This window comes from Martinezella sp. CNPSo 3957, assembly GCF_057784395.1.
Genome location: NZ_JBXSOU010000007.1, coordinates 97,749 through 112,044, shown reverse-complemented (window position 1 = coordinate 112,044; position 14,296 = coordinate 97,749). Strand labels below are relative to the sequence as shown.

Genomic DNA, 14,296 nt, shown 5'->3' with positions numbered 1-14,296 from the left:
GGTTCATCTCGATGTGGGAAAGATACCGGCCCATGCGATGCAATACTGTACCGTCAGCGTCGGCATCGTATTGTCATGCATGATCGTCGACCCGGCTGCCTGCGTTGCCGTCTGTGATGTCGTGAGCGGAGTAGCCCCGCTTATATCCGTCGCGTACATGGTATCTCCGCTCAGCGCGGCGAGCTCGACCAACGAACTTATCGATGTGGTGTCGGCGGTGCCGGTGGTGACAAGATACGGATGCGTGTGCGACGGCATTTGCGTGGGCAGAAGCGTGATGTTCTCGCTGCCGCTGGATTGACCGATCACATAGGTCGACAGGCCTGGTCCGGTGCCTTGATGCATCGGCACTCGCCCGGAAAGGTTTGGGGTCGCAAACGTGGTTAGCCCATCGCCGCCATACGATGTTCCGATAAGCTCGAACAACTCCACATAATAGGAAATGGGCTGCAGAGAATTGTCGCAGGGCAACCACCCGCTTGGCACTCTGGAAAAACCGAATAGCCGGATTTCTCCGACAAAGGGAGTGCTCATCGTTGATCCTCCGAGCAGTGAGTGGACAAGAGGCGATCAGCTGTTGGACGGAAAGACGCCCGACAGCGCAATGCAATAATTTATCACGTCGTAAGGCTGCATATTGTCATGGGGCTGGCCATTGCCCGCCGCTGTCACTGTCTGGCTTGACAACGTGACCTGGTCGCCACTGGATGGGCCGTAGATATTGGCGCTGTTGGTTCCATAAAGCGCATTGCTCGGGTTGCGCGCGGTGCCGCTGCTGGTCGTTCCTGTCGCCGGATGAATGTGCTGAGGTAGTTGCTGTTCCAGCAAAGTCACGCTTTCAACACCGCCGGTTGCGCCAATCGCATAAGGTGTCGGCTGCCATGCGGAATCGTAGGACGACCCAAATCCGACCGGCGTGCGGCTCTGCAGATTGGGCAGGGCGAACGTCGTCTTTCCATCGCCGCCGTAAGTCGTGCCCAGCAACTTGAACAGGGCCTGGTTCTGGGCGATATCGAGGAGTTGGCCGTCGCACAGGGCAAAGCCTCTTGGCGCGAACGCAAATCCCGTAAGCATGATCTGGCCGAGAAAGAATTCCGACATACCAAACCCCTGCATATTCGATAATTGAATGTTATCATCATTCAATCACCGCGGTAAACGCAAGGATAAATTTGACTATCTCAGGTATAAAAGTTTGATGAATTTTTCAATTTTTTAATACTCGAAGTTGTGTGCCAGCTACGGACATGCAGAAATGTCGAATGGTGAAATAGTCGTTGAAATTTAAGTATAATAAAGGCTGGTTGTTCGCCGTTAAAGCAGAAGGTTCGCAAAACCGGGCTTTCGCTTATGTTGGGCTAGGCTCGAAAGCGTAACCAACCGCGATCGGGCGACGTGAAGCCGCGCTATCGCGCTATCTACCGAGCTGGATCCGCAAAAATTGACCGGCGCCGACGGAACTCGAGACATCACCTAAAACTTCTTGGCTGCTGCGACCTTGGCGCCCACGGATTTCTGTCCGTCGCCCTCGATGTTGAAGAGCAGGCTTGTGTCGAGCATCCAGAAGTTGGTGGTCTGCAGTTGCAACCCGGCGGTAACGGCACCGAAGGCGCCGGCGCCGTCAAGGCCGGAGAAGCCGCCGGTAAGGCCGAGCTTCGGTGTCAGCTTGGTGTCGTTCTCCAGCACGAAGGACCGGGCGATCTCGGCGCCCAGGCTGACCCGGAACTGGTCCTCGTTGAAGCCGTCAATGGTGATGGCATCGCCGGAGCTATTCTTGACGGTATAATCGTCGACCTTTTCCGAGAAGTAGATCGCCCGCAGTTTCGGCGAAATCGTCGTGTCCTCGTCGAGGTTCCACTGACCCTCGATGGAGGTATCGGCCATCCAGCGTGTCGTCGTGAAATTGCCGTCCCAAAACTGGGTATCGATCGTGTTGCTGGATCCGCCGTAGCGCAGACTGCCGTTCCAGAACACGCCCTTGCCGACCTCCAGTGAAGCGTAGGGACCAGCGAGCCAACCGTTACCCGTCAACTCGGCGTCTTCATCGGTCGGATCCGTCATGCGGTCATAATGGAGGGACAGGCCGATCAGCGCACGCTCGGAGATCAGATAATCCGCCCCCATGTTGATCATGGCAAAGCTGCCCCACTTACTGGTACTGTCGTTCTTGTTCTTGTCGTCATGGGCGAGAAAAGCGCCGCCGATCCAGATGTTGAAGGGCGCGGAAGCGGCATCTGCATCGCCGCCGGCCGCCCGCATCTGCGACAGGCTGGTGGAGAAGCCGAGCGTCATACCCTCCTGCGACGGCATCATGCGCGCGGTGATCGGATCGGTCGCCTTCTCCATCTGCCTACGCTGGAGAAGCCCCGGCACCTCGATCGTGTTGGCGATCATGTTCTGCCTGGACCGCACGAAGTCGTGCACGAGATTGTCGATATCCTCGGCCACCTTGCCGGCGTCGTAGCTGACATTATAGGTGACCGTGGCTGTATTGGAGGTCCCGAGCGCGCTGACAAGCTTGTAGCCGACGCGGATCTGGCCGGAATAGGCCGGATTCAGCGTATAGTGCAGATACCAGCCGACCGGGGACGTGGCTGGACCCGCCTGCGCCAGCTGCCCCTGGATGATCGTCGCAGTGCCGGCATTGGCAGGCTCCACAAATGCCAGCACCCCCGAGGTAAACGGGCCGCCGGTCGCGCCGCGATTGAGATAGACGTCGGGAGGAGTCGATCCCGCCGGCACGTTGACGACCATGTCGAGAACGGTGATGGACTGGGTCCTCACCTTCAGCGTATAGGAGGCTGTTCCGGTTGCGCCATTGCCATCGCGAACCTGGATGGTGAAGCTGTAATCACCCTGTGTGCCGGTTGCCAGCGGACCGGTTAACTGGCCGGTCGAGATATTGAGCACTAGGCCGTTCGGCAGGCTGCCGGAGGCAAGACTGTAGATCTTCGCGCCGCTTCCGCCGGTTGCCGAAATCGGCTGGCTATAGGCCTCGCCCGCCATGGCATCGGTCAGTGCGCCGCCGGCCGGCGAGAAGACGAAGGTGGTCGGCGGCGGTGCAATCGCGAGCGTATAGGCGGCTGATGTCGTGGCGCCGTTGGCGTCGGTGGCGGTGACGGAGAAGCTGTAATTGCCCGAGGTCGTCGGCGTGCCGGTGATCGCGCCCGTCGCGTGGTTGAGCGTCAGTCCGGCCGGCAGTGTACCAGTGACGCTGTAGCCGTAGGGGCTGGTCCCGCCTGAAGCGGTGACCGTCTGGCTGTAAGCGGTGCCGACAACGCCAGCCGGCAGGGTACCGCTTACCGGCGAGAACGAAAGCATCGGTGCGGTGATCGTCATGCTCACCGTTGCCGGCGCAGAGGTGCCGGAGCCGTTGGTTGCCGTGTAAGTGAAGCTATCCAAGCCGCTATAACCTGATGCCGGCGTATAGGTGATGGACGTTCCAGATGCGCTCGCTGTCCCATGGCTGGTTGCAGTCGCGATCGCGACCGAGGTCGCCACGCCGCCGGTGATGTTGAGCGTGATCGGATTGTTCGACGAATTGGCGGCAACGGTTGCTGCAACGTTGCCTGCGATCGGCGCCTGAACGCTGACCGCCAGGCTGTAGGCGCGTGCCCCCGTGAACGGTCCCGAGCCGCCCGAGCTGTCCGAGCTGTCCGTGGCCGTGACCGTGAAGTTGAACGTGCCGGATGCCGTCGGCGTGCCGGAGAGCACGCCGGCTGAAGAAAACGCCAGGCCCGCCGGAAGGGCGCCGGCCGACAGGCTGTAGGTGTAGGGACTTGTGCCGCCTGAAGCCGTAACCGTCTGGCTGTAGGCAGTGGCAACGGTAGCAGTCGGCAGTGTTGTCGGCGCGATCGTGATCGTCGGTGCGCCGATGGTGACGCTATAGGCCTGGGAGCCGGAAAATGTGAGGCTGTCGGTTGCCTTGATGGTGAAATTGAAGGTCCCGCCTGTCGTCGGCGTGCCGGAGAGGACACCGGCCGAGGACAGTGCCACGCCCGGCGGAAGGCTACCGGACAACAGGCTATAGCTATAGCCCCCAGTGCCGCCCGAGGCGGTGAAGCTCTGGTTATAGGCGGTGCCGGCGGTGCCGGCTGGCAAGGTTGCCGGTGTGATTGTAATCGTCGGTACTCCGATGGTGATGCTATAGGCCTGCGAACCTGTAAAGGCGTGGCTGTCCGTAGCGGTGACAGTCAAATTGAAGGTCCCGCCCGTCGTCGGTATTCCGGAGAGACCGCCGCCTGAGGACAGCGCCACGCCCGGTGGAAGGTTGCTGCCGGCCGCCAGGCTATAGGTGTAGGGGGTAGTGCCGCCCGAGGCCGTGAGGGTCTGGCTATAGGCAGTTCCGGCCGTGCCGGCCGGCAGGGTTGCCGGGTTGATGGTAATCGTCGGCGTACCGATGGTAACGCTATAGGCCTGTGAGCCGGTAAATGAGAGACTGTCCGTCGCCGTGATGGTGAAGTTGAAAGTGCCGCCCGTGGTCGGTACTCCCGAAAGCAAGCCGCCTGAGGACAACGCCACGCCCGGTGGAAGGTTGCTGCCGGCCGCCAGGCTATAGGTGTAGCCGCCAGTGCCGCCGGAGGCGGTGAGGGTCTGGCTATAGGCGGTTCCGGCTGTACCGGCCGGCAGCGTTGTCGGCGTGATCGTGATCGTCGGCGCGCCGATGGTGATGCTATAGGCCTGCGAGCCCGTAAATGAATGGCTGTCCGTCGCGGTAATGGTGAAATTGAATGTGCCCGCGGTCGTCGGTATCCCCGAAAGCACGCCGCTCGAGGACAGCGCTACACCCGGCGGAAGGCCGCCAGTCAGGCTAAAGGTGTAGGAGCCGCTGCCGCCCGCGGCCGTGAGCGTCTGGCTGTAAGCAGTTCCGGCCGTGCCGGCCGGCAACGTTGCCGGCGTGATTGTAATTGTCGGGGCAGCAACAACGAACGTATAGGCGCGCGAGCCTGTAAAGGGGCCGGTGCCGGTGGAACTGTCGGTTGCTGTGACGGTGAAGTTGAAGGTTCCCGCGTCAGTCGGCGTCCCGGAAAGCAGGCCGGTCGAGGAAAACGTCATGCCGGCAGGAAGGGTGCTGCCGGTCCCCAAGCTATAAGTATAGGATCCAGTACCACCCGTGGCCGTAACCAGCTGGCTATAGGCCGTCTCCGCTGTCGCGGATGACAAAGAAGGGGGGCTGATTACGATCGTCGGCGCTGATACGCTCAAACTGTAAGCCCTAGAACCGGTGAACGGTCCTGTTCCGCCCGAGCTGTCTGTCGCGGTGACGGTGAAGTTGAACAAGCCTCCTGCCGTCGGCGTGCCGATCAGGGTGCCGGCTGAAGATAAGGTGAGCCCAGCGGGAAGAGCGCCCGCGGTGACCGCAAAACTATAAGAACTGATGCCTCCCGATGCGCTAATGGTTTGACTGTAGGCCGCAGCCACGGTCGCCGACGGAAGTGTGGCCGGCGTAACCGTGATCGTCGGCGCGGCCACGGTCAGCGTATAAGCTCTGGAGCCGGTGAATGGCGCCGCAGTACCCGTCGAACTATCCGTTGCCGTAATGGTGACGTTGAACGTGCCTCCTTCTGTCGGCGTGCCGGCGAGCACGCCTCCCGAAGAGAGCGTCAAACCGGCAGGAAGAGCGCCTGCGGTGACTGCAAAGCTATAGGAGCTGGTGCCACCCGATGCCGTCATGGTTTGGCTGTAAGCGGTTCCGACCGTCCCCGCAGACAAAGAGGATGGGGCTACCGAGATCGTCGGTGCAGCAATGGTTATGCTGTAGGCTTGTGAATCGGTGAATGGCCCAGTACCCGTCGAGCTGTCGGTTGCGGTGATGGTAAAATTGTAAGTGCCAGCCCCCGTCGGCGTGCCGGAAATCGCGCCGGTTGTTGCCGACAGGCTCAAACCGCCCGGAAGGGAGCCGGCGGCGATCACATAGGTGTAGGGAGTGGTGCCGCCGGTGGCACTGACGGCCTGGCTATAGGCTGTGGCGATAGCGCCGGAGGCTAGTGTCGACGGGCTGAGCGAGATCGTCGGTGGATTGACGGTTATCGTCACGGTCGCCGGCGCGGACGTGCCGCCGGCATTGGTCGCGGTATAGGTAAAACTATCCGGACCGGCATAGCTTGCATTCGGCGTATAGGTGATGGACGTACCGCTGGCCGTCGCCGTTCCGTGAGACGCTTGGGTCCCGATAGCCACAGATGACGCCGTTCCCCCGGAGAGATTCAGTGTAATCGGATTGGAACTGCTGCCGTGGCTCACCGTCGCGCTGACCGGCCCGGTCACGGGTGCCGGTACAGCCGGCGCAATGGCAATATTGACGGTGAAAGGGCTCCCGCCCGCATCTACCAGGGTGAAGCTATCGCTAGTGGCTCCATCGCCGTTGTTTGTGTAGGTGAACTTTCCGGCACCGGAGTTGTAGCTGCTTATAGAACCATGCTGGGGAGAGGTTACGCCCGGGTCGTTGATAGGATTAAGACCGGCGCCATTACATTCGGTGCCGATCACGACACTAAGCGATCCGCCAGATGCCATCGGACTTGTCGACGGCGTCGTATGTGAATCGGGGAAGTTGAAGACAGTGCAGGCGGCGTAAGCCGCGCTAGGCGTCACCAATGACAAGCCGGCGCAGAATAGAGTAACGAGCAGCGCCAGCTTGAGCAGCAGCGTATAAGCGCGCATGGCCGCAGCCATTGACCTTGCGGTTACTTCAAAGACCTGATCGGCCTTCCGCATGATGCTACGCCGCCGGATCTTGACCAGATCATTTTGTGGGATGCAAGTATCGTCCCCGGACCTGGTTTCTCTTCCGATAGGTCCGGTAGCCAGCTGTACGTTGCTTGTCATTTGCCCAACCCGAAGACCGAGCACACTCCGCTACGAAAAGCGGGAGTTGCTCTTGTGCTTGCCCGTCCGCATTGTGGCTGACGCCCCTCAACTCAATCAGAGTAGTAGCGGAAGCGAATTTAAAGGCAATTTTCAATTGTCGAAAAACACAGGGACTGCTACATCCGGAATTAATTATTCAATCATATGTTGTAAATTAGCAACGGCGCGGATTGTGGGGGAGCGGGAAAAGCCGAGGGTTAGGCTGCGAGGTCGAGCTTTGCCTGCTTGAGAGACCGACCACATGCCGGACGTGTCCGCTGGCGTGCGCAACATCCGCCACGGTGCTTGCGAGCCGAACCGTTCAGGTCGCTGTGCTTGGTCGCCTCGCCATTGACCAACCCTACCAGGGGCGTGGGATCGGCAGGGCATTGGAGCGTTTCAAGTTTTGAGGGAGGCATATCCTGCGTTTGAGAAGTAGTTGGCGCATTCGTCTGGCTTGATGGTGTCGGCGAGGTGTCCGAGATGACGCCCAGCGTCTTCAAGGGTTCGCTTTTGAGGCTGGCGCATCCGGTGCTTGATCTCGGCGAAGGCCTGCTCGATCGGATGGAGGTCGGGGGAATATTTCGGCAGGAACCACAGTCTGGCGCCCACGGCCCTGATGGCATCGCGAATGGCCTCGGCCTTGTGTGAGCCGAGATTGTCGAGGATGACGAATCGCCAGGCTTGAGGGTCTGGATCAACTGCTGACGGACATAGGCGCCGAAACATTCGCCATTGATGGGGCCATCGAAGACGCAGGGCGCGGTCAGCCGGTCACAGCGCAAGGCGCCGAGGAAAGCACGGTGCGGCTCCAGCACCCGCCGACGATGGCCGCCCGTCTTGCCGGGCGACACACTGCCGGTGGCCCGATGGCGCTGCGACCACTTCACCACGGACAACACAGCTATGTCGAACCGCTCTGCCACCACCCGGCAGCTCTGTCCACTCACAACCGCAGCAACCACTCGCTCACGAAGATCATTCGGTGAACCGCTCTAGTGAGACTGAACACTCCTGGTGCGCGTTTGATCAGTCACCTCCGGCAATCGTGCGCAGCACGGTTGCCAACTGGTCTGGAGCGCTGAAAAATGGTGAATGACTCGTTCCGATTGCATGCACGGTGCAGCCAGGAACGTCTTGGATCATCTGCCATTGAACCGACAGCGGGATGGCGCGATCGTTTGAGCATGTGATGTAGTGCCGTTCGATGCCGGTGATGGAACGGGGCGTATAGACATTGGGAATTGTACTGTTGATGGGAACGGCGTTGCGTTTGGCCACGCGAAGATCCACCTCGGAACAATCGCCGTAAAAAGCTTCGCGAACCAGCTCCGGCTTCTCGACATCGAGCGCCAGGCCGCCGCCATCGACTGGCGCAACGACTTGGAACAGTGCCGAGGCCAAAGGATCCTTTGAGTATGAAAACAGATAATCGTTGGCGGTTTTGTCGGGCGGGGTCATGAAAGCGGTCAGGTAGACCAGACTCCGGATCTTTTCCGGCATTGTCTCGGCCAGATAGGTCAGCGAAACGCCTCCCATGGAATGCCCGACGAGAACGACCGGTTCATCCATGTCTGCCAGAAGTTTCCGCACTGGCATGGTGTAGGTTTCCATCGAATCGACGTCTGTCCAGGCTGCTTCACTGTAGCCATGCGACGTCAGATCCGGCGTCAACGTCGGATAACCGGAAACTGCGAGCCTGTCGGCGACCTTTTGGAAGCATCCGCCCCAATGCCAGGAGCCATGGATTAACACGATAGTTGACTTGGCCATCTTTTCTTCCTTCGAATTCGACAGTTGAATACTGTTTCGAGGCGGTTCTTTTGAGTTTCTTGCGCTATTGGCGAAGACCTGAACGTAAAATGGCACAAGACTTGCGTAAATGACTTGGAAGGAACGTTCGTTGCCATAAAGTGAATTCGTTCTCGATTGCGCCAGACGTTCGGTGGGAGCTGAGCTGAATGACACATATGCATCAGGACAGAATGATCTGGAGCAGTGCCGACGTCGATGCGTTTCGCGGCTTCGAATACTATCGTGACGGGATCTGTCGCTCCTTCATGGATCTGATCCCCGAACCAGAGCAAGACGAAAACTGGTTATTTTCCGGCTCCGTCGAGACAGTTCCGATCGGCTACGGACGCTTGAACCGAGTCGTCGCCACCTCCCATCTCGTGTTGCGGACCAAGGCGGAGATCGCAAGATCGCCAAGCGAATGCTTTTATCTGAATTACAAGACACGCGGCGAATGCCGAGTCCGCCAGTCCGGCGAGGAAATCGTCATTGTCCCGGGTGATGTTGGCCTCTTCGACAGTACGAAGCCTTTTGCACTGGAACATCGGCATGCACCGGACCTCGCCGTTTCGTCGTTCATGCTACCCTTCGACGACCTTCGGGAACGGCTGCCGCGCGCGTTCCCGATACGGCCGTTGGTGTTGTCCGCAAATCCGGTCTTTGGCGCGCTAATTCGTGAGGCGTGCGCGACGTTGGCGCGTGACGTCGATTATCTGGCTGAAGAGCAACGGGCGCGATTATTCGAGATGTTGCTGGACCTCGTTGCGATGGCCGCCAGTGCCGATGCGCGTCCTGTGCTTGACGCGCGGGCTTGTCGAGCCGACGCCCTGCTGCTCACCGCCAAGTCCTATATTTGCGACCATTTCAGAGAGGGAGGTTTGACGGCTCAAGACGTCGCGGGCGCTCAGAACATATCGGTCCGCTACCTTCACAAACTGTTCGAGGGATCGGGACAGTCGTTCGGCTCGTATCTGCTTGGGAGGCGTTTGGAGGCAGTGGCCTCCGCTCTACGAGCGCCGGGCCGATCCCATCAGACTATAGCTGCAATAGCCTTGACGCATGGTTTTGGCGATCCTGCCCATCTTCATCGGGCATTCAAGTTGCGTTTCGGATGCACACCCGGCGATTGGCGTTATTCAAACGGACGAGTAAACGGGCAAAATGAACAACGTTGATCCACTCGACTGGCGCGCCCAGCTCTTGACCCGCGTCGCTCAACGCCGGCCGATGTTCAAGCACGAGGCGCTTATGCCATGGAACTTCAGGCCAGACTCCATCTATGGCAAGCGGTCTCTGATCGAAATCGCCATCGGCCGCTCCAAGTCAATCATCGGGCGCCGCAATCGAATGCTGGCATGCGCCCAAGCCATGCGGCGAAGTCCCGCCCACGTTTGAACTTAAAGACGTCTGAAGATTCACTCGCAAAACTCAACCTGAATTTGGTGAAATTGATTACGATGCAGCGCTATCAGAGGTAGAACAGTTCCATGATATGGATTATCTGTTATTTTACAACATTACACAAAGCTAATGGATAGCGCCCCTTGGTGTCCATTGACCTCTCAATGAATTATCTGGACCTCTGCCCTGCGTGAAGTGCGGATTTCCCGCATCTGATGGATTAAGCAAACGAGGCACTGGGCGGAAGCTCGGGCTTCAATCGCGGCTCGCACCGCGAGACGACGATGACAGACCTTGCGGCCAGCAGATCGCGATCTGTCCACACGCCTCTTAACGTGGTGGAGCAATTGAACCACGCCGGATCAACTGACATTCCATCTTCAGCCGCACCGGCGGCTTCTTGGGTTTTGCCACTTTTTCGAGAAGCTCCGCTACCGCCCACCGGCCCATGTCCTCGTGCGGCAATTTTAGTGTGGTAAGGGGTGGCAGAATTTTTCGAGCGAAGCTTTCATCATCGAAACCGACGACGGAAATGTCGTCAGGAATTTTCAGACCACGCATCCTAATCGCATCATAGGCGCCCATCGCCACCCGGTCTGAAAAGCAGAAGACTGCCGTCGGAGGCGATGGCAGGTCGAGCAGTTGCAGCATCTTGTCGCGCCCGAGATCGAGCGACCAGGCTTCGGAAAGCACCAACTCCGGATCGACGGCGATATCGTAGGTGGTCAGGGCCTGCCGGTAACCACTCAAACGATCCCGCGCCGCTTCCAATCGCTGCCTGCCTGCGTCGATCATGGCAATACGCCGATGCCCAGCCTTGATCAACGCCTCAGTTGCGGAAAACCCGCCAGAATAATCGCCCGGAATGATGGAGGAAAACTCCGCCCGCTGCTGATGGCAGTTCAAAAGCACGGTCGGATAGTTACCGAGCTTCGAGGGCAGCACCGGCACCAGCTGGGTGATAAGCGTCGCATAGACCACCCCGACGATCTGGCGCCGGCCGAGATAATCAAGGATGGATTCTGCAAACTCCACCTGCCCGCCGGTGACGACGGTGAGGGCTGCCAGGCCCTGCTCTTCCGCCGCAACGCGAACGCCTTCTATCAAGGGTGCGGCATGTTGCGACGCCGTGAGATCGTCGATCAGGAGAACGATGATCCCGCCGATCGGATCATTGGCAGGCTCGGTCTTCTGATAACCAAGCTCTTCGGCCACCGCCAGCACGCGCGAGCGCACACTTTCCGACACCCGTTTGCCCGGCGCCTCATTCAACACCAGCGAAACCGTCGCATGCGAAACACCGACTTTGGAGGCGATGTCGGACATTGTCGGGCGTTTCTTTGTCTTATCGTTCAAGCGGATTCTTTCTCGGTCAACTGCCACGCACGTTAGAAAATCTGATGGAAAATGTGAAGCGGCGCGTCTTGCGGAAGTTATATTTTTAAGTTACGAAACTTGTCTGTAACTTATTTTGTGACTAATTCCAACTGAAAAGCTTGCGGCCCATGACTATCGCCTCCCGCCGTTTCGCCGACACTCAATCCGGGTCCCGCGCACGCCTGTCTCTCGACGGAGCCTGGGATTTCCAGCTGGACGGACAGCAGCCGACGACCATTGCGGTGCCGGCCCCCTGGCAGGCGCATTTTCCTGATATGCGCAATGCCGCGGGCATGGCGGTTTATTCGCGTAGGCTCAACGTCCCACAGGAGTGGCTTCATCGTCAGGTGATCGTCCATTTCGGGGCAGTGAACTATTTTGCCGAAGTGTCCGTGAACGGCCACCACCTCGGCTCTCACGAAGGCGGCTATCTTCCGTTCGAATTCGTCATACCCGCCGATCTGCTAGCCGGCGAGCTGGGGCTTGATGTGAAGGTGACGCTGCCCAGTGCCGATGCCCAGGCATTCCCGGATTTTCCGTTCGACGAAATTCCGCATGGCAAGCAGAGCTGGTACGGCATGCTCGGTGGCATCTGGCAATCGGTTTGGCTCGAATGCCGCAACGAGGCGCATATTGCGCATCAAGCCATTCACGCCGATCTAGCCACCGGTGCGGTTGCCGTCGATGTCGAACTGGCTGCTGCCTTCAGCGGCACCTTGAATGTCAGGATTCTTGATCGGAATGGTGCGGTAGCGGCATCGACAGAGCTCGCGCTTGAGAACGCGGAAGCAGCGTCGACTGCCTTAAAGGTCGATACAGTCGAGCCCTGGTCTCTCGACGACCCCGCTCTCTATCGTGCCGTCCTGGAGTTGACCGAGGACAGCGTCATCACAGACGCGGTGGAACAGACTTTCGGCTTCCGCACCTTTGAGGCCAAGGAAGGAAAGTTCTTCCTGAACGGACAGCCGTTCTACATGAGAGGTGCGCTAGATCAGGACTATTATCCCGCGGGCATCTATACGCCGCCGTCGCTGGAATTCCTCGAGGATCAAGCGCGCAAATCGAAGGAGCTTGGCCTCAACCTCCTGCGCTGCCATATCAAGGTGCCGGATCCTCGCTACTATGATGTGGCGGATCGCTTCGGCCTGCTCGTTTGGACAGAAATCCCCAACATTCAGACCTTTACGGAGAAATCGGCCAAGCGTCTGCTCGACACGATGGAAGGGATTCTTCGACGCGACGGCAATCATCCGTCCATCGTCATATGGACTATCATCAACGAAGACTGGGGAACACGGCTTGTCGAAAGCGCAGATCAGCGCGCATGGCTCGACAAAGCCTACCATTGGCTGAAGGCGAAGGATCCTGCCCGATTGGTCGTGGACAACTCAGCCTGCATTCCCAATTTTCATGTCGTCTCCGATATCGACGACTTTCATTATTATGCCTCGGTGCCGGAAATGGCGCGTGAATGGGCCGAGTGGGTTTCGGGCTTCGCCAAGCGTCCCGACTGGTCTTATTCACCGAACGGCGATGCGAAACGACGCGGCGACGAACCGCTTGTCGTTTCGGAGTTCGGCGTCTGGGGCCTCCCCCACCCCGAGAAACTGCTGCAGGACGGCAAGGAGCCTTTCTGGTTCATCAATGGCCTGGAGTGGGACAGCGAGGGTGCAACTTACCCGCACGGCGTCCAGCAGCGCTTTCGGACCTATCAGTTCGATAAGGTCTTTCCATCCTTCAACTCTTTCATCGAAGATGCGCAGTGGCATCAATTCAACGCGCTTAAATTCGAAATCGAAGAAATGCGCCGTCATGCCTCCATCCAGGGTTACGTCATCACAGAGCTGACGGACCTGCATTGGGAAGCCAATGGCCTCATGGATATGGAGCGCAACACGCGCGCCTATCACAACCGCTTCCATGAGATAAATTGCGATGTGGTCATTGTACCGCGCATGCAGCGCTATGCGGTCTGGGCCGGTGATACAGCCAACGTCGAGCTCGAAATTTCAACCGGCGGCCAGGCGATACCGACGTCGGCCGAATTGACCTGGAGCATCGATGGCTCCTTAGGCGGCAAAATTGCAGTCCAGCCGCTGGAGGCGACCTCGGTATCTCAGCTGTCGGCGCTTGCCCTGACATTTACCGAGGAAATGGCCGGCAAACGGGTGAGCGTTCAGTTCACGCTGACTGCTGGCGGCCGCGAAATTGCCCGCAATAGCCTCGATGTGAGTGTCTATGCGGCACGCCGCAAACCCGCACTTGCCGTCTCCTCGGTAGAACCGGACATCGTGCGCTACCTGACAGCGCTCGGCTATGACGTAGTCGGCGCTGAGAAAGCCGTCGTTTGTGTCGCGTCCTCGCTCGGCCAGGCCGATATCGATGCTCTGGAGCGCGGCGCTCGCTATGTGTCGTTGGCCGATACGGCGCCCCTGCCCTTTGGCAATCTGCGCAGCGACCAGCCGAACTGGATTTATCCTACCGGCGGCGACCGTGGGCAACCAATGCCGCAGATGCGCGTCACGGAGCGTAACGGCACGATCTGGAAAGGCAACTGGGTTACCGGCTTCAGCTGGGTGAAGCGCTCCGGAGCGTTCGAACGTCTACCGGGCGGCCCCCTGACCGATCTTTCGTTTATCGGCGTCAATCCAAATCGCGTCATTACCGGCTTTCGTCCCATTCATTTCGACGGATTGGTCCATGCCGGCACGATGGTCGGTTGGGTCCATAAGCCGTGTGCGACCATCGCCGAGCGGCAGCTCGGTGCCGGCCATATCGTGGCGACGACCTTCGGCCTGATGCGCGAGCCCGCGGGACTCGATCCAGTTGCGGCAACATTGCTTGACTGCATCATCGAAACGGCTGCCGCCTAGAC

The 14,296-nt window shown here is 59.1% G+C and carries 7 protein-coding genes and 3 pseudogenes; 3 read left to right on the top strand and 7 right to left on the bottom strand.

The genetic code is table 11. The annotated features are described in order from the left end of the window. Window positions 1-3 precede the first annotated feature (3 nt). From AC13QE_RS17780 to AC13QE_RS17755, 6 genes and pseudogenes are all read right to left on the bottom strand, one after another. Window positions 4-345, bottom strand: a complete 342-nt coding sequence (locus AC13QE_RS17780; protein ID WP_488484831.1) for a phage tail protein — start codon at window positions 343-345, stop codon at window positions 4-6. A 12-nt stretch (window positions 346-357) separates the two neighbouring features. Then, a pseudogene (locus tag AC13QE_RS17775) lies at window positions 358-534 on the bottom strand (phage tail protein); the annotation flags it as partial. 36 nt (window positions 535-570) lie between these two features. Further along, window positions 571-1,101 (bottom strand): tail fiber protein, encoded by a 531-nt coding sequence (locus AC13QE_RS17770; RefSeq protein ID WP_132720877.1) that lies wholly within the window; start codon window positions 1,099-1,101, stop codon window positions 571-573. A 372-nt stretch (window positions 1,102-1,473) separates the two neighbouring features. Next, the gene (locus AC13QE_RS17765) at window positions 1,474-6,717 is read right to left on the bottom strand and encodes a putative Ig domain-containing protein (protein ID WP_488484668.1); all 5,244 of its coding nucleotides are present in this window, start codon (window positions 6,715-6,717) and stop codon (window positions 1,474-1,476) included. Window positions 6,718-7,248: 531 nt separating this feature from the next. Next, window positions 7,249-7,814: pseudogene (locus AC13QE_RS17760) on the bottom strand (transposase). A 64-nt stretch (window positions 7,815-7,878) separates the two neighbouring features. After that, window positions 7,879-8,817: an alpha/beta fold hydrolase gene (locus AC13QE_RS17755; RefSeq protein WP_488484667.1), complete on the bottom strand. Its 939-nt coding sequence runs from the start codon at window positions 8,815-8,817 to the stop codon at window positions 7,879-7,881. Here AC13QE_RS17755 and AC13QE_RS17750 point away from each other — a divergent pair. Both AC13QE_RS17750 and AC13QE_RS17745 read left to right on the top strand, forming a co-directional pair. Then, on the top strand, window positions 8,811-9,818 hold the full coding sequence (locus AC13QE_RS17750; RefSeq protein ID WP_488484666.1) for a helix-turn-helix domain-containing protein: 1,008 nt from the start codon (window positions 8,811-8,813) through the stop codon (window positions 9,816-9,818). The two genes, AC13QE_RS17755 and AC13QE_RS17750, sit on opposite strands and share 7 nt — an antisense overlap. After that, a pseudogene (locus tag AC13QE_RS17745) lies at window positions 9,796-9,921 on the top strand (transposase domain-containing protein); the annotation flags it as partial. The gene AC13QE_RS17750 and the pseudogene AC13QE_RS17745, both read left to right, overlap by 23 nt. 453 nt (window positions 9,922-10,374) lie before the next feature. Here the strand turns inward: AC13QE_RS17745 and AC13QE_RS17740 are convergent. Then, window positions 10,375-11,370 carry a LacI family DNA-binding transcriptional regulator gene (locus tag AC13QE_RS17740; RefSeq protein ID WP_488484665.1) on the bottom strand — a complete coding sequence of 332 codons (996 nt, stop codon included), beginning with the start codon at window positions 11,368-11,370 and terminating at the stop codon, window positions 10,375-10,377. A 179-nt stretch (window positions 11,371-11,549) separates the two neighbouring features. Here AC13QE_RS17740 and AC13QE_RS17735 point away from each other — a divergent pair, with 179 nt between their 5' ends. After that, on the top strand, window positions 11,550-14,294 hold the full coding sequence (locus tag AC13QE_RS17735; RefSeq protein WP_488484664.1) for a glycoside hydrolase family 2 protein: 2,745 nt from the start codon (window positions 11,550-11,552) through the stop codon (window positions 14,292-14,294). Window positions 14,295-14,296 lie beyond the last annotated feature (2 nt).

Bases quoted from the DNA above. Each gene is read 5' to 3' on its own strand.
- AC13QE_RS17780 (WP_488484831.1), bottom strand. From the start codon at position 345: ATGCATCAAGGCACCGGACCAGGCCTGTCGACCTATGTGATCGGTCAA.
- AC13QE_RS17770 (WP_132720877.1), bottom strand. From the start codon at position 1,101: ATGTCGGAATTCTTTCTCGGCCAGATCATGCTTACGGGATTTGCGTTC.
- AC13QE_RS17765 (WP_488484668.1), bottom strand. From the start codon at position 6,717: ATGCGGAAGGCCGATCAGGTCTTTGAAGTAACCGCAAGGTCAATGGCT.
- AC13QE_RS17750 (WP_488484666.1), top strand. From the start codon at position 8,811: ATGACACATATGCATCAGGACAGAATGATCTGGAGCAGTGCCGACGTC.
- AC13QE_RS17740 (WP_488484665.1), bottom strand. From the start codon at position 11,370: ATGTCCGACATCGCCTCCAAAGTCGGTGTTTCGCATGCGACGGTTTCG.
- AC13QE_RS17735 (WP_488484664.1), top strand. From the start codon at position 11,550: ATGACTATCGCCTCCCGCCGTTTCGCCGACACTCAATCCGGGTCCCGC.